Consider the following 25,011-nt stretch of genomic DNA (forward strand, 5'->3'; position numbering starts at 1 on the left):
TTCCGATCAGCGCCACGAGTAGTCGGCCCGCAGTCGGGCGGCCACGACGTCGAAGATCTCACGGTCCAGGATCGCGCCCTCGCGGCGGATCCCCTCCTCGGGCACTTCCAGCACCCGGTCGAGCCGCACCCAGCTCTTCCTGCCCTCGTAGTCCCAGTTCCCCGCACCGATGCCGATCCAGTCCGGGTCGACGGCGTGGCGTTCCTGACTGGACACCATCAGCCCGAGCAGGACGCTGCGGTCACGGCCCACGACCAGCACCGGCCGGTCCTTGCCGCGAGTGGGATCGTCCTCGTAGACCACCCACGTCCACACGATCTCGCCGGGATCGGCGCGACCGTCGAGGTTGGGCGCGTAGACGAGTTTGCGGGCGCGATGCGCGGTCGGGAAGCTGGCGTTCGTGACGGGCCGGCCGGCGGTGACCGCGGGGGATTGCGGCGCGGTGGCGGCGATCACGTTGGCGGTGATCTTCACCGCCTGCTGCAGCTCACGCAGGACGGTCTGTGAGTTCTCCAGGTGCCGCGCCAGTCGCGGAGCGCTGTTGAGAACCAGGTTCTCGGCAAACCGCTGGAACGTCTTCCACTGCGATTTGCGGGCCGGCGCCATATTCGCAGCATAGACGCGAGCCGCCGGGCGCGACTGTGTCCAATTGTGTCCCGCGCCCGCTGCCTGGATACGCTGGACGTACCCACTAATCGCCGCTCACAGCGGTTTCGGGCGCGGCTCGCACCTGAAGCAGACCAGGAGATTCCCATCAGCAGTTTGGCCGACCAGACCTTCACCGCGCCGGCGCAGATCAGGAATTTCTGCATCATCGCCCACATCGATCACGGCAAGTCCACGCTGGCGGACCGCATGCTGCAGCTGACCGGCGTGGTCGACGAGCGGACGATGCGCGCCCAATACCTGGACCGCATGGACATCGAACGCGAGCGGGGCATCACCATCAAGGCCCAGAATGTCCGGCTGCCGTGGCAGGTCGGAGACCAGAACTACGTCCTGCATCTCATCGACACCCCGGGCCACGTCGACTTCACCTACGAGGTGTCGCGCGCGCTCGAAGCCTGCGAGGGCGCGGTCCTGCTGGTCGACGCCGCCCAGGGCATCGAGGCGCAGACGCTGGCCAACCTGTACCTGGCGCTGGACCGCGACCTCACCATCATCCCGGTGCTCAACAAGATCGACCTGCCGGCGGCCGACCCGGACCGCTACGCAGGCGAGATCGCCCACATCATCGGCTGCGAGCCCGGCGACGTGCTGCGGGTGTCCGGCAAGACCGGCGAGGGCGTGGCCGAGCTGCTCGACGAGGTGGTCCGGCTGGTGCCGCCGCCGCAGGGCGACGCGGACGCGCCGCTGCGCGCCATGATCTTCGACTCGGTCTACGACATCTACCGCGGTGTCGTGACCTACGTGCGCGTGGTGGACGGCAAGATCCGCCCGCGTGAGCGCATCGCGATGATGTCGACGGGGGCCACCCACGAACTTCTCGAGGTCGGCATCGTCTCGCCGGAACCGAAGCCGAGCTCGGGGCTGGGCGTCGGCGAGGTGGGCTACCTGATCACCGGCGTGAAGGATGTCCGCCAGTCCAAGGTCGGCGACACGGTGACGACGGCGCGCCACGGCGCCACCGAGGCGCTGACGGGGTACCGCGAACCCAAGCCGATGGTCTATTCCGGCCTGTACCCCGTCGACGGCTCGGACTATCCGGACCTGCGCGACGCGCTCGAGAAGCTGCAACTCAACGACGCGGCCCTGACCTACGAGCCGGAGACGTCGGTGGCGCTGGGATTCGGGTTCCGGTGCGGCTTCCTCGGACTGCTGCACATGGAGATCACCCGGGAGCGCCTGGAACGGGAATTCGACCTCGACCTCATCTCGACGTCGCCGAATGTCGTCTACCGGGTGATCAAAGAGGACGGCACCGAGATTTCGGTGACCAACCCTTCGGACTGGCCGGAGGGCAAGATTCGCACGGTTTACGAGCCGGTGGTGAAGACCACCGTGATAGCTCCCAGTGAATTCATAGGAACCATTATGGAACTCTGCCAATCGCGTCGGGGAGAATTAGGAGGCATGGACTACCTGTCTCCCGAACGCGTGGAACTGCGGTACACCATGCCGCTCGGCGAGATCATCTTCGATTTCTTCGACTCGCTGAAATCGCGCACCCGCGGCTACTCCAGCCTCGATTACGAGGAGGCCGGCGAGCAGGAGGCCGAACTGGTCAAGGTCGACATTTTGCTGCAGGGCGAGGCCGTCGACGCATTCAGCGCAATCGTGCACAAAGATTCTGCATTCGCTTACGGCAACAAAATGACCACCAAGCTGAAAGAATTGATTCCACGCCAGCAATTCGAGGTGCCGGTGCAGGCCGCGATCGGATCGAAGATCATTGCTCGGGAGAATATCCGCGCCATTCGCAAAGACGTCCTGTCGAAGTGTTACGGCGGTGACATCACCCGCAAACGCAAACTGCTCGAAAAGCAAAAAGAGGGCAAAAAGCGCATGAAGACGATTGGGCGTGTCGACGTACCACAGGAAGCGTTCGTGGCAGCATTATCGACCGACGCCGCAGGGGACAAGGGCAAGAAGTAAGGGGCAGAGCACTCGCTATGACATCGGGTCGAGTCGCCTTGGCGCGGGTGATAGCACTGTTGGGGATCGGTCTGCTGGTCGCCGGCTGCTCGGCGGTCGTGACCGGCAGGGCGCTACCGCGGCCGCGATGGGCACCGCGCTCGGTGTCCGGCCAGACGGTGCGGCAAGTGCTGCTCGGCGACTCGTCGCTGTCGCGGATTCTCAACCAGGAATTGGTGATCGATCCGCGGTTTCCGCCCCGCTTCGGGGGCGCCGAGACGCTGCAGAGAGACGCCCTGACGTCGTCCGCCGACTGCGTGGGCGTGCCCTTGATGCTGCAGCAGAGCGTGTACCGGGGCGGCGCGGTCAAGGACGTCGCCTTCGAGACGTGGCGGCACGTGGCCAAGTCGAGTGAGGTGACGAGCGTCAAGGAGGGCGTGGTCAGCATGCCCAGCGCCGCCGACGCGAACGCACTCTTCGAGCGGTTCTCGCAGCAATGGCAGAAGTGCGACCGCGCGGTTCAGCCCCTGCCGGACAACGTGGTGCGGCTGAACGCCACAATCTCGAACGTCCAAAATGCCGCTGCTGTTCTGGCAGCAACTATCTCGATCGTATTGGCCACGCCCCGCTCGGACTGGGAAGCCATTCCGGCGGGCCGCGCGATTGGTGTGCGAGATAATTGCCTGATCGAAGTCGAGGTCGATTTCTTCAATCCGCCGAAGCGGTCATCCAGACAACCGGACGAAATCAACTCCGCCGCGGTGAACGTCGCGCGAAACATAATGGACCGAGTCCACGAGCTGAGCTGACCGCGGGACATCCTTTTCGCGAGGACGCCTCCTACATGGGCGCGTTGGCGGGCTGGAACATGCCGGAGCCGTCGGCTTCCTCCTCGGCGCGAATCACGTGGACCACGGCGTTGATCAGGGCCAGGTGGGTGAAGGCCTGCGGGAAGTTACCGAGCTGGCGACCGGTGCGAGGCTCGATCTCCTCGGCGTAGAGGTGCAGCGGGCTGGCATAGGAGAGCAGCCGCTCACACAGGCGCTTTGCCCTAGTGACCTCGCCGATCTCGACGAGCGCTGACACCAGCCAGAACGAGCAGATCGTGAAGGTGCCCTCCTCGCCGGAGAGGCCGTCGTCGGTCTCTTCGACGCGATAGCGCAGCACCAGGCCGTCCTGAGTGAGCTCGTCGGCGATGGCCAGCACGGTGTTGCGCACCCGCGGGTCGTCCGGGGGCAAGAACCTGGTCAGCACCACCAACAACAGCGAGGCGTCCAGCGCGTCGCTGCCGTAACGCTGGGTGAACACGCCCCGGGAATCGACACCGTGGCGCAGGATGTCGTCCTTGATCTCCTCGGCGACGGCGCGCCACTGCTGGGCGTAGCTCTTCTCGCCCTGCTTCTCGGCCAGCTTCGTCCCGCGGTCGAGCGCCACCCAGCACATCACCTTGGACGACGTGAAGTGCTGCGGTTCGCCGCGTACCTCCCAAATTCCGCGGTCGGGCTCGCGCCAGTGCTCGATCGCCTCCTCGACCTGCTTCTTCAGCACCGGCCACAACGTCTCGGGGACCTGCTCGCGCGACTTGGCGTGCAGGTAGAACGAGTCGAGGATGGAACCCCAGATGTCGTGCTGGTCCTGGTTGTAAGCGCCGTTGCCGATCCGCACCGGGCGGGCGTGGTCGTACCCCGACAGGTGGTTCAGTTCCTCTTCGACGAGGCTGCGCTCGCCGCCGACGCCGTACATCACCTGCAGCGGATGGCGCTCGTTGCTGTTGGCGCCGGAGACGTCGGCGATGAAGGCGAAGAAGTCGTCGGCCTCGCGGTCCAGCCCCAGCGTGTAGAGGCCCCACAACGCGAACGTGGAGTCGCGAACCCACGCGTAGCGGTAGTCCCAGTTGCGTTCGCCGCGTGGGGTTTCCGGAAGGGACGTGGTGCTGGCCGCCAGCAGCGCGCCGGTGGGGGAGTAGGTCAACCCCTTCAGCGTCAGCGCGCTGCGCTGCAGGTATGCCCGCCACGGGTGGTCGGGGAAGTTCCCGATGTTGATCCACTGCCGCCAGCACTCGGTGGTCCGCCACATCCGCTCGGCGGCCTCTTCGTAGGTCTGCGGCGCCGGATGCTTGGTCCAGCTCAGGGCGACGAACACGTCGTCGCCCTCGCTCATGCGCGTGCGGGCGCGCGCCTCGCGGCCCTCCAGCCCGATCCGCAGGTTGGTGGTCAGCCGCAGCGTCGGGTGCGCGTCGGGTTGCTTGCTGGCCCGCGCGATGGCCTCGCCGTACGCGTTGGCCGAGTATTCCCAGGTGGCGCCGATCCGGTGGTAGTCGAACGCCGGCTCGCAGCTCATCATCAGTTCGACGGTGCCGCTGACGCAGCGCACCGTGCGCAGCAGGATGTGCTCGGCATCCCAGTCCATCGGTGTGCGGCGATGCGTTCGCGACCGGCGCTCGATGTCGTGCCATGGCCCCATCACCAGCGCGTCCCGCACGATCAGCCACCCGGTGGCGGTCTGCCAGGTGGTCTCCATGATCAGGCTGCCGGGAAGGTAGCGGCGGGCCGACGGCACCGAGACGCCGTAGGGGCCCAGCCGGAAATGGCCCGCACTGCGGTCCAGGATCGAGCCGAACACGCTCGGCGAGTCAGGCCGGGGGACGCACATCCATTCCACCGATCCCGCCGGGGAAATCAGGCACGTCGTCTCCCAGTCCGACAAAAAGGCATAATCGGCGATCGGCGGGAACGGATTGCGCAGCGCCCCGGTGGCCGGAAGCGCAGCGGGCGCGCTGAAGTCGATGGGCGCCGCTATGGCCGCTGCGGCTGCCGAGTCGAACGCTTCCTCAGTCTCGGCATCGGGCTGGTCGTGCAGAACCATCCCGACATCATCGACCGTGGACCGGCCCGGCGTCCACGATTTCGGCCACGACACGGGCGAGTGGCGTTGCTCTCACCCAGGCGTTCCGGGGCGTTTCCGGGTACCTAGGCGGTGCGCCTGGCGTATGCGGGCGCGCGCTCGGGCAGCGGGCCGATCGCGACCAGGTACCCGACCAGTCGCCGCAGCGCCGCCGACCGCCCCACCAGCTGGACACCCCGCGGCGCGTGATCGCTACCCGCCACCGCCGCCGCGATCACCTGCGCGTGGATCGCGCGTTGCGCGGCCTGCAGCATCGCCGTCGGGATCCAGCGGCGTGCCTGCACGCGCGCCAGGCGCCACGTGGACACGCGACCGGTGAGCAGCGGGCCGGCCAGCATGCGGGCGGCGGCCACGGCGTCGGCCACCGCCAGGTTGATGCCGATCCCGCCCACCGGCGACATCGCATGCGCGGCGTCACCGATCAACAGCACGCCGTCGGCGTACCAGCGGGGGAGCCGATTCAATTGCACGTCAAGCAGTTTGACGTCGTCGAACGACGTCAGGGAGTCGACGCGATCACCGAGCCACGGCACCATGGCGACCAGCGCCCGGTGCAGCGCCCCGATGCCCTCCGCCCGCATCTGGGCGTCGGTTCCCTTGGGGATGATGTAGGCGATCTGGAAGTAGTCGCCGCGATCGATCACGATCACCGCGTGCCCGGCCCGCAGCACGCCGGCCAGTCCGGGTGGGTCGCCGGGCCGGCGAGGCAGCCGGAACCACCACACGTCCATGGGGGCGCCGAAGCTGTGCGGCGACAGCCCGACCGCCGACCGCACCGTCGAACCCCGGCCGTCGCAGGCCACCGTGAGGGCGGCACGCAGCTGTCTGTTCTCGCCCGCCGCGTCGCGGTAGGTCACGCCGGCGACCCGCCCGCCGTCGCGAACGACGCCGGTCACCTGCGTGTTGCGCAGCAACCGGAAGGTGGGCTCGGCCTCCGCCGCGGAGGCGATCATCTCGAGGAAATCCCACTGCGGGACCAGGGCGATGTGCTGGTGCGCGCCCGGGAGCCGGGTCAGGTCGAGGTCCACCTGTTGGTTCTGGATCTCCATGTGGATGGTGTCGATCAGGCGATGCGGAATCAGGGCGAAGCGTGATCCCAAGCCCAGTTCGTCCAGCAGCCGCAGGGTGCTCGCGTGCACCGTGTCGCCCCGGAAGTCGCGCAGGAAATCGGCGTGCTTTTCCATCACCGTGACTTTTACGCCGGCGCGGGCCAGCAGCAGGCCGAGCACCATGCCCGCCGGTCCACCGCCGGCGATCAGGCAGGCGGTCTCATCGGTTGCGGGAGGCACCGCACGATCTTGGCACATTGGTTTTCCGGTACGGGGCCTAATAGTGTGAGCTCGGTGAACGCGTTCCTGAACTGGTGGGACGGCAACGAGCTGTGGCTTTCCGGGCTCCCCTTCGTGCTGCAGGCGATGGTGGTGATGCCCGTCGTGCTGGCGGTGGCCTACGGCACGGCCGCGTTGCTGGACGGCCTGCTCGGCAAGGGCATCGAGTTGATGCGCCGGGCGGGCGAGGCCGACGGGTCATCCGGGTAGCGCGGATGCCTCGGTCATACGTGACGCTGATTCTGGTCACGCTCGTGGTACTGGTGATCGGTGCGTGGCTGCTCACCCGCTGAAGCGCCGGCCGGCACGACTGGCCCGGCGGGCACCGGATGCTGTTAGGCTTCCCGCCATGCACAGAAGTCCCGGCGTTGTCGAGCGCCGCTTCTTCGTGCGCTGTTGTCGCTGACTCCCGACGCGTGCGCGGTTTGGTCCGGAGTTTGTCGACTCTCCTCGGGTTTTAGGCGCCTTTCCGCAGCGACGGGACTGACTTTTGTCCGCACTGAAAGGCCCCAATGCGCAACAACATCGACGGCGCGCCACCCTGGCGGCCGGCCGTCGCGCTCGCCTTGGTCATCGGCGTCGTCGCCGCGTGCGGTGGTGGCCCCAGCGACGTGGTCGGTGGCGGGGGGCCGGCCAACGCCAAGACCACCATCACCCTGGTTGCCTATTCGGTACCGGAACCGGGCTGGAGCAAGGTGATTCCGGCGTTCAACGACGCCGACGTGGGCAGGGGCGTCCAGGTGATCACCTCCTACGGGGCCTCGGGTGATCAATCCCGCGGCGTCGTCGACGGCAAGCCGGCCGACGTCGTCAACTTCTCGGTCGAGCCGGACATCACCCGATTGGTCAAGGCGGGCAAGGTATCCAAGGATTGGAACACCGACGCCACCAGGGGCGTGCCGTTCGGGTCGGTGGTCACGCTCGTGGTGCGCAAGGGAAATCCCAAGAACATCAAGGACTGGGACGACCTGTTGCGGCCCGGCGTCGAGGTCATCACGCCCAGCCCATTGAGTTCTGGGTCGGCCAAGTGGAATCTGCTGGCCCCGTACGCCGTCAAGAGCGAAGGCGGCGCCAAAGGCCAAGCCGGCGTCGACTTCATCGGCAAGTTGGTGCGCGAACACGTCAAGTTACGCCCGGGGTCGGGGCGGGAGGCCACCGACGTTTTCGTGCAGGGCAGCGGTGACGTGTTGATCAGTTACGAGAACGAGGCCATCGCGGTGGAGCGCGCGGGCAAACCCGTGGAGCACGTCAACCCGCCGCAGACCTTCAAGATCGAGAACCCGGTGGCGGTGGTGACCACCAGCTCGCACCTGGACGCCGCTGTGGCCTTCAAGAACTTCCAGTACACCGCCGCGGCGCAGAAAGTGTGGGCGCAGGCGGGTTTCAGACCGGTCGACCCGGCCGTGGCGGCCGATTTCCGCAACCAGTTTCCGGCGCCTGCCAAGCTGTGGACCATCGCCGACCTCGGCGGCTGGTCGACGGTCGATCCGCAGCTGTTCGACAAGAGCAACGGCAGCATCACCAAGATCTACACCCAGGCCACCGGATGACCACGCCGACGACGAAGCCCACGCAGACGCAAGCGCACGGGTTCGACCATCCGCTCGGTGAGCCGCCGGCCGAGCCGCACCCCTCGCGGGGACCGGGCACCACGTCGTTGCGGGTCGGCGTGGCGATGGTGTGGCTTTCGGTGATCGTGCTGCTGCCGCTGGCCGCCATCGCCTGGCAGGCCGCGGGCGGGGGCTGGCACGCCTTCTGGCTTGCCGTCACGTCGAACGCCGCGCTCGAGTCGTTCCGGGTGACGCTGACCATCTCCCTGGGCGTCACCCTGGTCAACATCGTGTTCGGGCTGCTGCTCGCGTGGGTGCTGGTGCGCGACGACTTCGTCGGCAAGCGGCTGGTCGACGCGATCATCGATCTGCCGTTCGCGTTGCCCACCATCGTCGCCAGCCTGGTGATGCTGGCGCTCTACGGCAACAACAGCCCGGTGGGAATTCACCTGCAGCACACCGCGTGGGGCGTGGCGGTAGCCCTGGCTTTCGTCACATTGCCGTTCGTGGTCCGCGCCGTCCAGCCGGTGCTCCTCGAGCTCGATCGCGAGGTCGAGGAGGCGGCGGCCTCGCTGGGCGCCAGCGGCTCCAAGGTTTTCACGTCCATCGTGTTGCCGTCCCTGCTGCCTGCTCTGACGTCGGGTGCGGGCCTGGCGTTTTCGCGGGCCATCGGCGAGTTCGGTTCCGTGGTCCTGATCGGCGGCGCGGTGCCGGGCAAGACCGAGGTCTCGTCGCAATGGATTCGCACGTTGATCGAGAACGACGACCGCACCGGTGCCGCCGCCTTATCCGTTGTGCTGTTGGCGATCTCGTTTGTGGTGCTGCTCGGGCTGCGGATCGTCGGGGGCCGCGCGGCCCGGCGCGAGGAGAGGGCCTCATGACGTCTTCGTCCGGTGTGCGCTATCTGGTCCGTTTCGTGGCGCTGGCCTACCTTTTCGTGTTGCTCGTCATCCCGGTGTCGGTGATCCTGTGGCGGGCCTTCGAACCCGGATTCGGCCAGTTCGTGGACTGGGTCAGCACCCCTGCCGCGATCTCCGCGCTGGACCTCTCGCTGCTCGTGGTGGCCATCGTGGTGCCCTTGAACGTCGTCTTCGGCATTCCGACCGCGCTGGTCCTCGCCCGCAACCGGTTTCGCGGCAGGGGGGTGCTGCAGGCGATCATCGACCTGCCCTTCGCGGTCTCGCCCGTCATCGTGGGCGTGGCATTGATCCTGCTGTGGGGATCGGCCGGCGCGCTCGGTTTCGTGGAGAAGGATCTGGGTCTCAAGATCATCTTCGGCCTGCCCGGGATCGTTCTGGCCAGCGTCTTCGTCACCCTGCCGTTCGTTGTGCGCGAGGTCGAACCGGTGCTGCACGAACTGGGGACAGACCAGGAGGAGGCGGCGGCGACGCTGGGCTCCGGTTGGTGGCAGACGTTTTGGCGGATCACGTTGCCGTCGATCCGGTGGGGCCTGACCTACGGCGTCGTGTTGACAGTCGCGCGCACCCTCGGTGAGTACGGGGCGGTGACCATCGTGTCGTCCAATCTTCCCGGGAAGTCGCAGACGCTGACCCTGCTGGTCTCCGACCGCTACAACCGCGGCGCCGAGTACGGCGCCTACGCGCTGTCGACGCTGCTGATGGGCGTCGCCGTGCTGGTGCTGATCTTTCAAGTGATCCTCGACGCGCGGCGCACGCGCGCGACAAGGCAGGCCTGAGATGGAGAGTCGTCCATGACCGACACAGCGACCGAACGCGCCGGCGACGCGATCGTCGTCCGCGACGCCTACAAGCACTACGGCGATTTCGTCGCCCTGGACCACGTGGACTTCGTGGTGCCGTCCGGTTCGCTGACGGCGTTGCTGGGCCCCAGCGGCTCGGGCAAGTCGACCCTGCTGCGCACCATCGCGGGCCTCGACGAACTCGACAGCGGCACCGTCAACATCAACGGAAGCGACGTGACGCATGTGCCCCCGCAGCGCCGGGGCATCGGTTTCGTCTTCCAGCACTATGCGGCGTTCAAGCACATGACCGTTCGCGACAACGTCGCCTATGGCCTCAAGATCCGCAAACGGCCCAAGGCAGAGGTGAAGGACAAGGTTGACAACTTGCTGGAAGTGGTGGGGCTCAGCGGTTTTCACAGCCGCTATCCCAACCAGCTCTCGGGTGGTCAACGCCAGCGCATGGCGTTGGCCCGGGCGCTGGCGGTGGATCCGGAGGTGTTGTTGCTCGACGAGCCGTTCGGCGCGCTGGACGCCAAGGTGCGCGAGGACCTGCGGGCCTGGCTGCGCCGCCTGCACGACGAGGTGCACGTGACGACGGTCCTCGTCACCCACGACCAGGCCGAGGCCCTCGACGTCGCCGATCGGATCGCCGTGCTCAACCAGGGCCGCATCGAGCAGGTCGGGTCGCCGACCGACGTTTACGACGCCCCGGCCAACGCCTTCGTGATGGGCTTTCTCGGTGCGGTCTCCACGCTCAACGGCACGTTGGTGCGACCGCACGACATCCGGGTCGGTCGCACTCCGGACATGGCGGTCGCCGCGGCCGACGGCACGGCGGAGTCCACCGGCGTCGTGCGCGCCACCGTCGACCGCGTCGTGGTGCTCGGTTTCGAGGTGCGGGTGGAATTGACCAGCGCGGCCACCGGCGGCGCCTTCACCGCCCAGATCACCCGCGGTGACGCCGAGGCCCTGTCACTGCACGAGGGCGACACCGTGTACGTCCGGGCCACCCGGGTGCCGCCGATTGCGGTCGACCCGGCGGCGGCGGGCAACGACGCCGACAGGGACAACACGACGCTGACGTCTGCGTAAACCCCCGCATAGACGAACCGGGCCAAATGCGGCCCCCGAAAGACTACGACGCGTGCAACCCGCATTCCGTTTTGGACAGCCCCTGCCAGCGCCCGCTGCGGGCATCGGCCCCGGCCAGCGGCTTTGCGGTGCACGGGGCGCAGCCGATCGACGAATAGCCATCGTAGAGAAGCGGATTGACCAACACGCCGTGCTCGTCGATGTAGTTCTGGACGTCGTCGTCGGTCCATGCCACCAGCGGGTTTACCTTCACGAGTTTGAATGCCTCGTCGAAGCTGACCACCTGGGCGTTGGCGCGCGTCGGCGATTCCGCGCGGCGCAGCCCGGTCACCCACGCGGAATACCCGCGCAACCTCCTGCCCAGGGGTTCGACCTTGCGAATCCGGCAGCATTCGCCGGGGTCCCGCGCGAACAGATCCTTGCCCAACAGCTTGTCCTGCTCGGTGACAGTGAGTTCCGGCGCGACGTTGAGCACGTGTATGTCGTAGACGGATTCGATCGCGTCGCGGGTACCGATGGTCTCGACGAAGTGGTAACCCGTGTCCAGGAAGATGACGGGCACGCCCGGCCGCGCCTTGGCGGCCAGGTCGATCAGGACCGCTTCCTGCATACTCGAAGCCACCACGTAATTGCAGGTGGCCCAGCCGCGGGGTCCGTTGACGCCGCCGAAGTGCTCATCGGTCCAACGCAACACGTCGGCCGCTCCGGCGCCTTCCAGTTCGACGGCGCCGCGCGCCGCAAGCTTGCGCAGTTCGGTCTCTGTCAGTTTCGTCACTTCTTCATCACCGTAGATAATCCTCGTCCGCCCTGATGGCCCACTGCGCGAAACGTTCACCCTCGCCGCGATATTCCAGAAAGTTGCGCACGACCCGATCGATGTAGTCGCCGAGTTCGCTGCTCGTCACCTTGTGCTGGCGCAGTTTTCGGCCGAAACCGCTGTCCAGGCCGAGGCTGCCGCCGAGATGAACCTGGAAGCCTTCGACCGATCCGCCTTCGCCGTCGTCGACCATCTGGCCCTTGAAGCCGATGTCGGCGACCTGTATCCGCGCGCAGGAGTTAGGACAGCCGTTGATGTTGACCGTGACCGGCACGTCGAGTTCGGTATCGATGTCGGCCAGGCGTTGTTCGAGCTCCGGCACCAGGGACTGCGCTCGCACCCGGGTCTCGGCGAACGACAGCTTGCAGAATTCGATGCCGCTGCACGCCATCAGGTTGCGGCGCCAGTGCGACGGTCGTGTCTTCAGGCCCAGCTCGTCGAGGCCGGCCGTCAGGTCGTCGAGCTTGTCGTCGGGTATGTCGAGAATGACCAGCTTCTGGTGGGGCGTGAAGCGGATCCGGTCGGAGCCGGCCTTGTCCATCAGGTCGGCCACCGCCAGTAGGGTGGTGCCCGAGACCCGGCCGGCGATGGGCGCGACACCGACCGCGTTGCGCCCGTTCTTGAGTCGTTGCACCCCCACGTGGTCGATCGGGTGCGTCACCGGATCCGGTGCCGGGCCGTCGATCAGTCGGCGTTTGAGGTACTCGGTTTCGAGAACTTCGCGGAACTTCTCCATGCCCCAGTCCCTGACCAGGAACTTCAGCCGGGCTTTGGAACGCAGCCGGCGGTAGCCGTAGTCGCGGAACACCGAGGTGACCGCCGCCCACACCTCGGGCACCTCGGTGAGCGGAACCCAGGCCCCGACCCGCTGGCCCAGCATCGGGTTGGTCGACAGGCCGCCGCCTACCCACAGGTCCAGGCCGGGGCCGTGCCCGGGATGGTTGACCCCGACGAACGCGACGTCGTTGACCTCGTGCACCACGTCCTGCAGGCCGGAGATCGCGGTCTTGTACTTGCGCGGCAAGTCAGCGAAGTCCGGTTTGCCGATGTAGCGGCGCACGATCTCGTCGATGGCCCAGGTGGGGTCCAGCACCTCGTCGAGCGACTCACCGGCCAGGGGGGAGCCCAGGATCACGCGCGGGCAGTCGCCACACGCCTCGGTGGTCTGCAGTCCGACGCCATCGAGCCGCCGCCAGATCTCCGGAACGTTCTCGATCTCGATCCAGTGGAACTGGACGTTCTCACGATCGGAGATGTCGGCGGTGTCGCGGGCGAATTCGGTCGAGATGCCCCCCAGCGTGCGCAGCGCGGCCGCCGTCAGCGAACCGCCGTCGCAGCGCACCCGCATCATGAAGTACCGGGCCTCGAGCAGGTCGATGTTCTCGTCGCCGGTGTAGGAGCCGTCGTAGCCCTGCTCTCGCTGCGTGTAGAGGCCCCACCAGCGCATGCGTCCGCGCAGGTCGTCCTTCGCGATGCTGTCGAAGCCCGCTTTCGCGTACACGTCCAGGATGCGTTCCCGCACGTCGAGCGGGGCGCCGGCCTGCTTGAACTCCTCATTGGCGTTCAGCGGCTCGCGATTGCCCAGCGCCCACTGGCCCTCGTTGCGGGCATTCGCGGGTCGGGCTGTGGTCATTCGGGCTCCTCCTTTTGCGAGGTCTCAGGCATTTGGCGCGCAGTTCACCGGGTTTTGTGAGGCGCAGATCCGTCGACCGGCTGAGGATGCGGTTGGGCTGCGTCTGCGACGTCAGGGCAGACAGATGCAGCTGCAAACGCGCTTGAGATCGATGTGCCGCCGCGCCACCAGCGCAGTACGCAGGCTGGGCGGGGCGACATCCACGAGCCCGATTGTGCCACGTCTGGCAAACCGGCAAATCATCAGGCCGGCCGCCGGGCCGGATCGTCGTCCCGGCGCGGTCGCCGCGCGTGCGATCATGTGGCATGCCCCCTGCCCAGGCGCCGGTTGACCTGCCGGACCTGCAGCCGATCGGCGGCCGACCGTTCGGGTTATACGTGCACGTTCCCTTCTGCATCACCCGCTGCGGCTACTGCGACTTCAACACCTACACCCCGGCCGAACTGGGCGGCGTCAATCCGGACGCCTGGCTGGCGGCGCTGGGCCGCGAGCTGGGACTGGCGGCCGCGCGGCTGGGCCGTCCGACGGTGGACACGGTGTTCGTCGGGGGAGGCACGCCGTCGCTGTTGGGGGGTCCGCGTCTGGCCGCCCTGCTCGACATGGTTCGCGAGACCTTCACCCTGGCGCCCGGCGCCGAGGTGAGCACCGAGGCCAACCCGGAGTCGACGTGGCCGGAATTCTTCGACACGATCCGCGCGGCCGGCTACACGCGGGTCTCGCTGGGCATGCAGTCGGTGGCGCCGCGTGTCCTCGGCGTCCTCGACCGGGTGCACACGCCGAACCGGTCGGCGGACGCCGCCCGCGAGGCGCTGGCCGCCGGTTTCGACCACGTCAGCCTCGACCTCATCTACGGCACTCCCGGGGAGACCGACGACGACCTGCTGCGTTCGGTCGACACGGCCGTCGCCACCGGGGTTGACCATGTCTCGGCTTACGCGCTGACAGTCGAGGAAGGCACCGCGTTGGCCAGACGGGTCCGGCTCGGCGAGCTGACCGCACCCGACAACGACGTGCTGGCGCATCGCTACGAGTTGGTCGACGCCCGGCTGACGGATGCGGGAATGAACTGGTACGAGGTGTCCAACTGGTGCCGGCCGGGCGGCGAGTGCCGGCACAACGTCGGCTACTGGGACGGCGGCCAGTGGTGGGGGGCAGGGCCCGGTGCGCACGGCTATGTCGGTGCGACGCGGTGGTGGAACGTCAAGCACCCCAACGCCTATGCGGAGCTGCTCGACGATGCGAGGCTTCCCGTCGCGGGATTCGAACAGCTCGAGGACGACGCACTGCACACCGAAGACGTGATGCTGAAAACTCGGCTGCGCCAAGGCCTTCCGCTGGGCCGGCTCAGTCCGGACGAACGCGGCCGCGCCGAGACCGTCGTCGCCGACGGCCTGCTGGTGCCCGAAGGCGACCGACTGGTTCTCACCCCGCGCGGGCGCCTGCTCGCCGACGCGGTGGTCAGAGCCCTGCTTGACTAGGGGCGACTGATCCTCACACACCGGGGAACCAGTGCGAAACGACATGGTTGATCTCGATGTAAATCGGAATCCCCACCGTGACGATCAGCGAGAAGGTCAGGCCCAGCGACGCGGCGAGCGGCAAGGTCGGGCTGGCCTCGGGAATGCCCAGCCGCTGCACGGCCGGGAGCGTGATGTAGGAGGCCGAGCCACACAGCACGGCGAACAACACGTAGGTGCCGGGCTGGAAGTGCGTGTCGGTGAGGTAGGCGAAGGGGTAGGCGGCCAGAATTCCCAACGCCCCGAACACAATCGGCGCCAGCAGGCCGAAGAGGATGAACCCCGCGCCGGCGGGCCTGACGTCTCGCAGCTTTCGCGAGGCCGTCATGCCCATCTCCAGCAGAAACAGGCACAGCACACCCTGAAACGCCGAGACGAACAGCTCGTTCTGGTCGTGTACGACCTTCTGGCCCTGTACGGCCCCGATGAAGCCGACGGCTATGCCGCCGACCAGGAGGACGAGTCCGGGATTGAGAAACACTTCCTGCAAGATCTCGCGGGAGAAAATCGGGATCCGTCTTCCCCCGGCGCGCCGCAGGCCCGGGCCGGGCTCCCAGTCCGGGCGATCGAGCTTTTCCAGCGATAATTCGCGCTCCTCCTCGACCCCGCGAGCGTTTTCGTCGTCGAGGCTTTCCGTGCCCGCTCGCCTGGCGGCCGCGCCCGGGCCGATTTTCGCCGCGGCCGTATATCCCGGCTCGTCGGCCATGAAACCCGCCTCGTCCATGCCCCTGTGCCGCAACCGGGCCACCAGGTAAAGCGCCACCAGGCAGCCGGGAATCTCCATGAAGGCCAACTCGACCGGCATCCACGCGTCGAACGCGATCTTGACGCCGGTCAGGAACGCCACGCAGGTGGCGAAGGTGCCCGCCGAGTCGGACCCGTAATAACCGGCGATGGTTGCCCTGTCGATCCGCCGCAGCGGCGTCAAGTACTTCAGCACGACATAGGTGAGTCCGCCGAACACGAAATTCAGGACGAGGCCCAAGGCGACGAACTCGGCGATGTTGTCGATATCGGCCGGCTTCACTTTCGCGAGTTCTTCGCCGCCCTGCCAGCCGATGGCGACCAGCAGGTACATGCTCAGGCCTTGATAGATCACATAGGGGAACTCAAACCGCACCCTGAGGATCGGGATCAGGAACCCGAAGTAGAAAAACAGCAGCAGCGGTTTGAACAGATTGTGGCTGAAGTTCTGCAGGAACTCGTGGATCATTGACGTTTCTCGGTCATTTCTTCCAATGGAAAACGACGCGGTGGTGAGCTACAGCGGGGCGTGTGCGAACACCCATAAACCTTGAGGACTTCGGAGACCGCCGTCAACCCGCCTTAACCAACACTTAACGACTTCAACCGCACGCGGTGGCTCGCGTGCGGTTGAAGTCGCTCGGCGTCGGTGCCGCGTTGCGGCGCTATTTGCTAGAAGAAGTGGGCGACCAGGCGGTTGATCTCGATGTAGAGCGGGATACCGATGGTGACGTTGTACGAGAACGTCAGACCCAGCGAAGCAGCCAGCGGCAGGGTCGGGCTCGCCTCGGGGATCGCCAGCCGCTGAACTGCCGGCACCGCGATGTAGGACGCCGCACCGCAGAGCACCGCGAACAGCACGTAGGTGCCCGGCTTGAAGTCGGCGTGGGTCAGGGCCGCGTAGCAGTGCGCGACGATGATCCCGAGCGGCGCAAAAATATTAGGCGCCAGAAGGCCGAAGAAGATGAAACCGGGGCCGGCGGTACGGAGGTCTTTGAGCTTGCGGGAGGCGGTCATGCCCATCTCGAGCAGGAACAGACACAGGACGCCCTGGAATGCCAGCACGAAGAATTTGTCGTCGTCGGCAACGACCTTCTGGCCCTGCAGCCCACTGACGAGGCCGATGATGATGCCGCCGATCAGCAGCACCAGCCCGGGGTTGAGGAACACCTCCTGGAAGAGCTCGCGCGAGAGGATCGGAACTTTGCCCGTCGGCCGGGGCGGGCTGGGCTCCCAGTCGGGATGATCGAGCTTTTCCAGCGACAGCTCCAGTTCCTGCTCGACCCCGCGCTCGTTCTCGGCCTCCAGGCTCTGGCCGTGCGGGGGCTTCGCCGCCGTGCCTGGGCCCACCCCGACCTTGGCCGGGGTGTATCCGGGCTCGTCGGCCATGTTGCCCGCGGCGTCCATCCCCCGATGCCGCAGCCGTGCGACCAGGTACAGCGCCACCAGGCAGCCCGGAATCTCCATGACGGCGAGCATCACCGGCATGTAGGCGTTGAACGCCAGGTTGACGGCGGCCAGGACCGCCACGCAGGTGGCGAACGTCCCGGCTGAATCGGATCCGTAATAGCCGGCGACGGTCGCTCGGTCGATTCTGCGCAGCGAAGTCAATCCGGACAGCAACAGATAGGCCAGGCCGCCGATCACGAAGTTCAGGACGAAGCCCAACAACATGAAGCCGGCGATGACGGCGATGTCGGACGAGCTGATCTTGGCGAGTTCTTCGCCTCCGTGCCAGCCGATGGCCAGCAGTAGGTACATCGTCAGGCCCTGGTAGATCACGTACGGGAATTCGAACCGCACCTTCAGGATGGGGATCAGGAACCCGAAGTAGAAGAAGAGCAGCAGCGGCTTGAACAAGTTGTGGGTGAAGTTATGCCAGAACTCTTGCAGCATGAGGCGCCTCTCTCGACGTGACGTGGTGGTCGGAGGAAGCACCGTCCGTAAGCGGGGCAACCACGAACTTCCCGATAACCGAGCAAAATTTAGCCCCGCGGCTGTCAAACCGCCACTCGACACGGGCGCGGCGCGGCTTGGGCAACTTACCCGGCCCCGAACTGATACTCGCGGTTATCGCCGCAGGTCGAGGCGGTGTCCAGCGCCTGATCCGCCATACTCTCGCAGCGGCCGAAGGGCGTGAGTTGGGTATGAATGTGCTGTGCATTTGCTGGGAAAACGGCACCTGGCGGTTTGACGGTCGGCTAATTCGCTCACCGCGCGTTCCGTTCGCGGTTCCTCGCGGTCCTCACGACTGTCCGGGCGCCACCGGGCCCGCGGCGCGCGGTACGACTCCCGGCGGGGAGGGTCGCCGTACCGACAAAGGTTAGGCTACATTTACTAGCCGTGACCGAGGTCAGCGTAGAGACGAGTTCCGCGAGCTCCCCGTCCCCGGCGATTCCCCTCCCGTCGCACGTCGATCCGGCCGACCTGGCCGCCGCGCTCGCCGCAGCGTTGCCGGAACGCGCGGGCGAGGAGTACCTGCTCTACGAATACGACGGCCAATGGGTGCTGGCCAGCGGCGTTGCGGCCATGATCGAGCTGGACAGCGACGAGCTGCGGGTGATCCGCGGTGGGGTGACTCAGAGGCAACGCTGGTCCGGCCGTCCCGGCCCGGTGCTCGGTGAGGCCATCGACCGGCTCCTGCTCGAGACCGACCAGGTCTTCGGTTGGGTCGCCTTCGAGTTCGGGGTCTACCGCTACGGGCTGCACCGGCGGTTGGCGCCGGCAACGCCCCTGGCCCGTGTGTTTTGGCCGCGCACCCGCATCGTCGTGAGCGGCGAAGCGGTTCGCGTGTACGGCGCAGCGAACGGACTTCGCGAGGCGGTGCTGGGCCTACTCGCCGACGGCGTGCCCGAGCCGCCCGCCCCTCGTGCCATCGACGTCGTCGCCGACCCGACCCGATACCGCGATCGGGTTGCGACGGCCGTCCGTGAGATCGCCACCGGCAATTACCACAAGGTGATCCTGTCCCGAAGTGTGCAGGTGCCTTTCCCTCTCGATTTCCCCGCCACCTACCGGCTCGGTCGCCGGCACAACACCCCCGTGAGGTCGTTCCTGTTGCGGCTGGGCGGGATTCGCGCGGTGGGCTACAGTCCCGAGCTCGTCGCGGCCGTCGGCAACGACGGCGCCGTGGTGACCGAACCGCTGGCGGGAACCCGCGCCCTCGGTCGCGGCGCGGCGCGGGACCGCCAGGCCCGCGAGGACCTCGAATCCAACTCCAAAGAGATTGTCGAGCATGCGATCTCGGTACGCAGTTCGCTGCGGGAGATGGCCGAGATAGCCGCACCGGGGACCGCGGCGGTCACCGACTTCATGACGGTGCGCGAACGCGGCAGCGTCCAGCACCTGGGCTCCACGGTCAGCGGCCGCCTGGACGCCTCCAGTGACCGGATGGACGCACTGGAGGCGCTCTTTCCGGCGGTCACCGCGTCGGGTATTCCCAAGGCGGCCGGCGTAGAGGCGATCCTGCGTCTGGACGAGGGGCCGCGCGGACTGTATTCCGGTGCGGTCGTCATGGTTTCGTCCGGCGGACGACTGGACGCGGCGCTGACGCTGCGGGCGGCCTACGAATGCGACGGGGCCACGTGGCTTCGCGCCGGCGCGGGAATCATCGAGGAGTCAACGCCGGAACGCGAGTTCGAGGAGACCTGTGAGAAGCTCTCCACGCTCGCGCCATACCTGATCGCTCGCCGCCCCGGCTGAGGGCCGCCCCGTCCTGCCCGCGTTGTGACCGGGTGTGATCCAATCGTTGCGGCGTAGGGACTTTCGGCCCTATTTGCGGAGCCCCCCGCGTGGCTTTCTTGATGTAACCGCCTTACACAGATACATTGCGTGTTACTCAACAGCACAGATAACTGGGAGGGTTCCGTGTCCAAGGAACTGACCAACCTTCAGCTACTCCAAGAGCTTGAGCCCGTGGTGGAGGGCCTGCTCAATCGGCACCTGTCGATGTTCAAGGAATGGAATCCGCACGACTACATCCCGTGGTCGGACGGCAGGAACTTCTACGCGCTCGACGGCCAGGGCTGGGAACCCGAGCAGAGCCGGCTCCCCGACGTGGCGCAGGTGGCGATGGTGCAAAACCTGCTGACCGAGGACAATTTGCCCGCCTATCACCGCGAGATCGCAATGAACTTCAGCATGGATGGCCCGTGGGGCCAATGGGTGAACCGGTGGACCGCCGAGGAGGCCAGGCACAGCACCGCGCTGCGTGATTACCTGGTGGTGACCCGCGCGGTCGACCCTGTCGAGCTGGAAAGGCTTCGCCTCGAGCAAATGACCCGGGGCTTCAGTCCCGGCCAGAATCAGCAAGGTGACTTGTTCGCTGAAAGCCTGTTCGACTCCGTCATGTACGTCTCATTCCAGGAGTTGGCGACCCGCGTCTCGCACCGCAACACCGGCAAAGCCTCCAACGATCCGATCGCTGAGCAGTTGATGGCCCGGGTGTCGCACGACGAAAACCTGCACATGATCTTCTACCGCGACGTCAGCGCCGCGGGTCTGGACATCTCGCCCAATCAGGCGATGAAATCGGTGCACCGCATCCTGCGCAACTTCAAGATGCCCGGGTTCACCGTGCCGGAGTTTCGGCGCAAAGCGGTGATCATCGCCGTCGGCGGTGTCTACGACCCGCGCATCCATCTCGACGAGGTGGTCATGCCGGTGCTGCGGAAGTGGCGCATCTTCGAGCGCGAGGACTTCAGCGGCGAAGCGGCCAGGATGCGCGACGATCTTGCCGTGCTCATCAAGGAGCTCGAGGCGGCGAGCGATAAGTTCGACGAGTCCAAGCAGCGCTACCTCGAGCGCGAGGCGCGCAGGACCGAGAAGATCACCGCCCGAAAGGTGCTCAGCACCAAGGGAACGCTGACGCTCAGCGGGCACTGACCGCTGGGGTCAAGCGGTCCGGCGCCGCGAGCGTCAACCGCAGCGGGGTTCGGGTTCGGACGAATGCTCGAGATAATCGGCGAGGATGCGGCTCACCAGTGACTCGATGTGCGACTCGATCGACGACGCGAGTGTCGCCGTGACCGTCGCCACCGCCTGAGTCCGGAAGCGCACCAGCATGGTGATCAGCTCGGCGATCTCGGCGTCGGCGGGCAGCGGCCGGCCGGGCTTGATGCGGTCGACCACGTGTTCGGCGCCAGCGCGCACCAGCATTTCGCTGATCTTGTCGATCTCGGGAACGATCTGCTCGTGCAGGTCGATGAGCTTGTCCAAATCGACACCGTAACCGCGGATCTCGTTGAACGCCTCGATCAGTTTGGGACGGGTGACGATTGCCTGCGCGCCGTCGACGCGGATCACCTGCAGCCCGACCAGCCGCTCGAATGCGTGTGGATCGCCGACGAGGCGTGCAGCGTCCTCGAGCGGCATGGTTTCCGGCTTCTCGGCGGTCCAGCTGCCGACGATGGCCGTCTCGAGGCCCAGCACGTCGCCGAGATTCTTGCCTTCCTCCCACGCGCTGAGCATCTCCCGCACGTGCGCGATGTTGTACCCGCGGTCGAGCATCGATGTGATCAGCCGGAGCCGTGTGAGATGCGTGTCGTTGAACAGGGCGATCCGGCCGACGCGCAGGGGCGGAGGCAGCAGGCCGCGGTCGCGGTAGACCCGGACGTTGCGGGTGGTGGTGCCGGCCAGCCGGGCGAGGTCGTCGATGCGATACTCGCCGGACTCCGCGGCGTGCGGGTGGCGGACCGCCGCATCGAAAAGCTGCGACACCGCGGTCTCGATGAAGTCCCGCGACTGGCGCCGAACGCGTTTGGGCGCTCGACGCACGTTGTAGAGCACGCTGGCGATGGTGCCGGGTTCGGGGCGTGCGGGCCGGTCGGCTGCCACGTCGTCGCCCTATCCGGCGGGGACGCTGAGGCGGTCGCGCGCATCGCGGGCGATCGCGTGGTAGTGGTCGAAGCGGAAATCACGCATCTGGCGAAGATACTGCGTGGCCGTGCCGGGGTACATAGAGGCGTTGAACCCGTCTTTGGTGAGATACCAACTGCGGCAACCTGAGTTCCACGTCGTTCTTGTCAATCGGCGCTGAATGCTTTCGTTGTGCCTGCGCTGGACGTCCTCCCGGACGTCGAGATAGCGCAGGTCGCCGTCGAGGATGGTGGTGATGCCGCGTACGGCGTAGTCGAGCTGGCCTTCGATGTAGACCAGCAGCGAGTTGTGGCCGGGCCCGGAGTTGGGACCGGTCATGAAGAACAGATTCGGGTAGCCGTGCGCATTGATGCTCTTGTAGGCCTGCGCCCCGGCGGCCCATTCGTCGCCCAGCGACCGCCCGCCGAGTCCGGTGACCGGGAAAGGCGGCCCGGTCAGATGGACGTCGTAGCCCGTGGCGAACACGATGCAGTCAAGGTGGTGTTCGATGCCGTCGCTGGTGCGGATGCCGACCGGGCTCAGCGAGGCGATCGGCCAGCTGATGAGCTTGCAGTTGTCGCGCTGAAGGGCGGGGTAGTAGTCGCTGGAAATCAGCATGCGCTTACAGCCCGGCGCGAAATCCGGCGTCAGCTGGCGGCGCAGCCAGGGGTCCTTGACCCGGGCGCGGATGTGGGCCGCGCCCAGCCGGGCCACCAGCGAGGTCAGCGGGGTGTTCCATACCATCGCCGTCGCGGTGGCTTCGTGGCCCCAGAACAGCGCCTGACGCGCCAACTGCTGGGTGGCAGGGACTTTGGCGAACAGCGCCTGCACCGCCGGCGGGGTCGCGAAGTCCAGGCGCGGCAGCACCCATCCGGGGGTGCGCTGGAACACCTTGACGGACGCGGCTTGCGTCACCAGTTCGGGGACGATCTGGATCGCGCTGGCACCGGTGCCGATGACGGCAACCCGCTTGCCGGCGAAGTCGTAGTCGGTATCCCAGCGGGCGCTGTGAATCTTGTGTCCCCGGTAGCTGTCCAGACCACGCAATTCGGGAAAGCTGGCATCCGACAGGGGGCCGGAGGCCAATACGACGGTACGAGCGCGAAAGCGCTTGCGGTTCTTGGTCGTCGCGCTCCAGATGCCGGCCTCCTCGTCGAAGCTCAGGCCGCTGACCTCGTGGCCGAACCGTATCCGGCTGCGGATGTCGAATCGGGTTGCCATCTCCTCGATGTGCCGGTAGATCTCCGCGGCGGGGGAGTAGGTCCGCGACCACCTCGGGTTCTTGACGAACGAAAACGAGTACAGCAGCGACGGCACATCACAGGTGGCGCCGGGATATCGGGTGTCGCGCCAGGTTCCGCCGACCCGGTCGGAGCGTTCGAGGATGACGACGTCCCGGACGCCCGCCTGGGCCAATCGGATCGCCGCCCCGAGTCCGGTGAAGCCCGCTCCGACGATGAGTGCGGCGTGGATGCGTTCGCGTGCCATGGTCAGGCCGCCGGCTCGTGCGTGAGTTCGCGCGACCAGCTCGGCATCGGCTTGAGCAGCGGCTTGGGGTAGAAGTCCGACAGCCACACCATGGAATTGGCCAGCAACTGATAGGGGTGTCGCGGGTTGACCACCCACGCGGCGTGCCGCCTGAGGAGTTTGTAGGCGGGTACGCGCGGGGTGCGTTCGCCGCGCTCGCCGAGTTGCTTGAACCGCTTGACAGCGTTGAAGAGCCGCTCGGATTCCATGCCCATTCCGGCCATCTCGTTGCGAATGCGGTTGAGCAGCGGCATGTACATCAGGGCGCCGATGATCAGGCCCGGGGTTGCGACGGTGCCGACGAACTCGATTGCGAGCCGGCGTGCCGTGGCGTGACCGATGATCTCGAGGACCTCGAAATCGACGGCGATGTGCCGTGACTCGTCGTTGTTGATCCTTTCGAAGACCTGGTGGCAGACCGGGTCCTCCACCGTATCCAGCAGGAACTTCAGCAGCGCACCGTCGAGCGCCACCTCCAGCATCGGGATCACCGTGCCCAGCACCGACAGCGGCATGTCGTCGGAGTAGGCGTCGAGCCACTCGATCGCCAACCGGATGTTGACGTTCGGCTTGGGGACCTCGCCGTCCTCCAGCATTCCCCAGCGCTTCATCAGCGCCAGCTCCGCGTTGGCGTGGCGTTGCTCTTCGGCGTGGAAATACCGGTAGATCTCCGCGATCGTCGGGTCGGGCGCCTTCTTGGCCAGCGCCGCGAAGCCGCGGGCACCGATGTTCTCGATCCAGCACAAGTCGGCCATGAAGGCCTTCAGCTTCGGCCGGAACTCCGGCCGGATCGTGTCGGCGCCCGGGGCTTCCCAATCGATGTCGGCGAGCGCCCACTGGCGGTCCTTGATCTTGGCGAGCATGGCTTCCATGTCGATGGCCACCAAGAGCTCCTCTCGTTGCGGTGATCAGGGTAGGTTGACGCGGGACAAGAGGCCGGCCCCGCGGGTGTACGCCTGCGGCGCAAGGCGTTTGATGTTCCAGCCGATCTTGGCGTCCAACTGCGGCATGCAGTACAGATCGCCATGGTCGTGGGCGTCCAGGCAGATTCGCGCCACCTTTGCGGGCGAAAAGCCGGTCCAGCGCATGAGTTTGGTTGCGAGTTCGCCCGATTCCGCGGAGATGCGGCCGGATTCGACGATGTTGGTCTTGACGAACGTAGGACACAAAACCGTCACCGTGACGGGCGAGCCCGACAGCTCGGCCGCGAGCGTTTCCGACAGCGACAGCACGCCTGCCTTGCTGACGTTGTAGGCGGCCATTCCCGGGGCCGCTCCGAACGCCGCCGCCGAGGCGACATTGATGATGCCCCGACGAGGGTGAGACGGCCCGGCGTCGCGCAGGATCGGGGTGAACACATGGCATCCGTGGATGGCTCCCCACAGGTTGATGCCCAGGGTCCACACCCAGTCGTCCAGAGGCACCTCACCGATGGCCGCGCCGCCGGCGCCGACGCCGGCGTTGTTGATCACCAGCGACGGTGGCCCGTGGAACCAGGACTGAGACTGTTCGGCCAGCGCCTGCACGTCGTCGATCCGCGACACGTCACAACGGACGGCGGTGGCTCTGGCTCCCTGTTGGGCGATGAGGTCGGCCGTCTTTTCCGCGGCGCCCTGGTCGATGTCGCTGCACACCACCGCGCCGCCACGGCGGGCAAGTTCGACGGCGAAGGCGGCGCCGATACCGCTGCCGGCCCCCGTCACCACCGCCGACGCGCCGTGACTGGTTCTGGTCGTGCGCAACAGTCTGTCCAGCGGTCCCAGCATC

General features: G+C 66.7%; 21 protein-coding genes and 1 pseudogene. 10 read left to right on the forward strand and 12 right to left on the reverse strand.

Annotation, left to right across the window (positions count from 1 at the left end; all coding sequences use genetic code 11):
• Positions 1–6: 6 nt before the first annotated feature.
• On the reverse strand, positions 7–606 hold the full coding sequence (locus G6N48_RS02595) for a type II toxin-antitoxin system PemK/MazF family toxin (protein ID WP_085267230.1): 600 nt from the start codon (positions 604–606) through the stop codon (positions 7–9).
• Here G6N48_RS02595 and lepA point away from each other — a divergent pair.
• Positions 588–2,595, forward strand: a pseudogene (gene lepA, locus G6N48_RS02600) (translation elongation factor 4). The gene G6N48_RS02595 and the pseudogene lepA sit on opposite strands and share 19 nt — an antisense overlap.
• Before the next feature lie 17 nt (positions 2,596–2,612).
• A complete protein-coding gene (locus tag G6N48_RS02605) occupies positions 2,613–3,383 on the forward strand; it encodes a sensor domain-containing protein (protein ID WP_264051093.1) in 771 nt (256 codons plus the stop codon).
• 31 nt (positions 3,384–3,414) lie between these two features.
• On the opposite strand, the gene G6N48_RS02610 is transcribed toward G6N48_RS02605, so the two are convergent.
• Both G6N48_RS02610 and G6N48_RS02615 read right to left on the reverse strand, forming a co-directional pair.
• A complete protein-coding gene (locus G6N48_RS02610) occupies positions 3,415–5,439 on the reverse strand; it encodes a glycoside hydrolase family 15 protein (RefSeq protein ID WP_085267231.1) in 2,025 nt (674 codons plus the stop codon).
• A 104-nt stretch (positions 5,440–5,543) separates the two neighbouring features.
• Complete coding sequence (locus G6N48_RS02615) at positions 5,544–6,767, reverse strand: FAD-dependent oxidoreductase (protein ID WP_264051094.1); 1,224 nt, start codon at positions 6,765–6,767, stop codon at positions 5,544–5,546.
• A gap of 54 nt (positions 6,768–6,821) precedes the next feature.
• On the opposite strand from G6N48_RS02615, the gene G6N48_RS02620 reads away from it, so the two are divergent.
• The 5 genes from G6N48_RS02620 to G6N48_RS02640 all read left to right on the forward strand — a co-directional run bounded on the left by G6N48_RS02620 (position 6,822) and on the right by G6N48_RS02640 (position 11,150).
• A complete protein-coding gene (locus G6N48_RS02620; RefSeq protein WP_085267253.1) occupies positions 6,822–7,016 on the forward strand; it encodes a hypothetical protein in 195 nt (64 codons plus the stop codon).
• Between the two features lie 302 nt (positions 7,017–7,318).
• Positions 7,319–8,356, forward strand: a complete 1,038-nt coding sequence (locus G6N48_RS02625) for a sulfate ABC transporter substrate-binding protein (RefSeq protein WP_085267233.1) — start codon at positions 7,319–7,321, stop codon at positions 8,354–8,356.
• The gene (gene cysT / locus G6N48_RS02630; RefSeq protein ID WP_085267234.1) at positions 8,353–9,237 is read left to right on the forward strand and encodes a sulfate ABC transporter permease subunit CysT; all 885 of its coding nucleotides are present in this window, start codon (positions 8,353–8,355) and stop codon (positions 9,235–9,237) included. The genes G6N48_RS02625 and cysT overlap by 4 nt, the downstream gene beginning before the upstream one ends.
• Positions 9,234–10,052 carry a sulfate ABC transporter permease subunit CysW gene (gene cysW, locus G6N48_RS02635; RefSeq protein ID WP_085267235.1) on the forward strand — a complete coding sequence of 273 codons (819 nt, stop codon included), beginning with the start codon at positions 9,234–9,236 and terminating at the stop codon, positions 10,050–10,052. The genes cysT and cysW overlap by 4 nt, the downstream gene beginning before the upstream one ends.
• Positions 10,053–10,067: 15 nt before the next feature.
• The gene (locus G6N48_RS02640) at positions 10,068–11,150 is read left to right on the forward strand and encodes a sulfate/molybdate ABC transporter ATP-binding protein (protein WP_085267236.1); all 1,083 of its coding nucleotides are present in this window, start codon (positions 10,068–10,070) and stop codon (positions 11,148–11,150) included.
• 43 nt (positions 11,151–11,193) lie between these two features.
• On the opposite strand, the gene G6N48_RS02645 is transcribed toward G6N48_RS02640, so the two are convergent.
• The 3 genes from G6N48_RS02645 to G6N48_RS28870 form a co-directional block, all read right to left on the reverse strand.
• Positions 11,194–11,943: a phosphoadenylyl-sulfate reductase gene (locus tag G6N48_RS02645; RefSeq protein ID WP_139825577.1), complete on the reverse strand. Its 750-nt coding sequence runs from the start codon at positions 11,941–11,943 to the stop codon at positions 11,194–11,196.
• Positions 11,933–13,600, reverse strand: coding sequence for a nitrite/sulfite reductase (locus tag G6N48_RS02650; protein WP_085267238.1), 1,668 nt, complete (start codon positions 13,598–13,600; stop codon positions 11,933–11,935). The genes G6N48_RS02645 and G6N48_RS02650 overlap by 11 nt, the downstream gene beginning before the upstream one ends.
• Before the next feature lie 111 nt (positions 13,601–13,711).
• Positions 13,712–13,900, reverse strand: a complete 189-nt coding sequence (locus tag G6N48_RS28870) for an Ms4527A family Cys-rich leader peptide (RefSeq protein WP_372511369.1) — start codon at positions 13,898–13,900, stop codon at positions 13,712–13,714.
• Between the two features lie 5 nt (positions 13,901–13,905).
• On the opposite strand from G6N48_RS28870, the gene hemW reads away from it, so the two are divergent.
• Positions 13,906–15,078, forward strand: coding sequence for a radical SAM family heme chaperone HemW (gene hemW / locus G6N48_RS02655; protein ID WP_085267239.1), 1,173 nt, complete (start codon positions 13,906–13,908; stop codon positions 15,076–15,078).
• Between the two features lie 13 nt (positions 15,079–15,091).
• Here hemW and G6N48_RS02660 read toward each other — a convergent pair whose 3' ends face one another.
• Complete coding sequence (locus tag G6N48_RS02660) at positions 15,092–16,330, reverse strand: sodium-dependent bicarbonate transport family permease (protein WP_085267240.1); 1,239 nt, start codon at positions 16,328–16,330, stop codon at positions 15,092–15,094.
• 203 nt (positions 16,331–16,533) lie between these two features.
• Complete coding sequence (locus G6N48_RS02665) at positions 16,534–17,757, reverse strand: sodium-dependent bicarbonate transport family permease (RefSeq protein ID WP_085267241.1); 1,224 nt, start codon at positions 17,755–17,757, stop codon at positions 16,534–16,536.
• 447 nt (positions 17,758–18,204) lie between these two features.
• Between G6N48_RS02665 and G6N48_RS02670 the strand changes: the two genes are divergently transcribed.
• Together G6N48_RS02670 and G6N48_RS02675 are read left to right on the forward strand one after the other, a co-directional pair.
• Positions 18,205–19,563, forward strand: coding sequence for a salicylate synthase (locus tag G6N48_RS02670; RefSeq protein ID WP_085267242.1), 1,359 nt, complete (start codon positions 18,205–18,207; stop codon positions 19,561–19,563).
• 165 nt (positions 19,564–19,728) lie between these two features.
• Positions 19,729–20,745, forward strand: a complete 1,017-nt coding sequence (locus tag G6N48_RS02675; protein WP_085267254.1) for an acyl-ACP desaturase — start codon at positions 19,729–19,731, stop codon at positions 20,743–20,745.
• A 33-nt stretch (positions 20,746–20,778) separates the two neighbouring features.
• Here G6N48_RS02675 and G6N48_RS02680 read toward each other — a convergent pair whose 3' ends face one another.
• Genes G6N48_RS02680 through G6N48_RS02695 form a run of 4 tightly spaced genes read right to left on the reverse strand, consistent with a single transcriptional unit; the run spans position 20,779 to position 25,010 of the window.
• Positions 20,779–21,696, reverse strand: coding sequence for a MerR family transcriptional regulator (locus G6N48_RS02680; protein WP_085267243.1), 918 nt, complete (start codon positions 21,694–21,696; stop codon positions 20,779–20,781).
• Between the two features lie 9 nt (positions 21,697–21,705).
• Positions 21,706–23,205, reverse strand: coding sequence for a flavin-containing monooxygenase (locus G6N48_RS02685; protein ID WP_139825574.1), 1,500 nt, complete (start codon positions 23,203–23,205; stop codon positions 21,706–21,708).
• A 2-nt stretch (positions 23,206–23,207) separates the two neighbouring features.
• Positions 23,208–24,128, reverse strand: coding sequence for a reductase (locus G6N48_RS02690; protein WP_085267244.1), 921 nt, complete (start codon positions 24,126–24,128; stop codon positions 23,208–23,210).
• Between the two features lie 24 nt (positions 24,129–24,152).
• Entirely contained in the window at positions 24,153–25,010 is an 858-nt protein-coding gene (locus tag G6N48_RS02695) for an SDR family NAD(P)-dependent oxidoreductase (protein WP_085267245.1), read from the reverse strand.
• Position 25,011: the final 1 nt, after the last annotated feature.

Origin of the sequence: Mycobacterium parmense, assembly GCF_010730575.1 — a bacterium.
GTDB lineage: Bacteria > Actinomycetota > Actinomycetes > Mycobacteriales > Mycobacteriaceae > Mycobacterium > Mycobacterium parmense.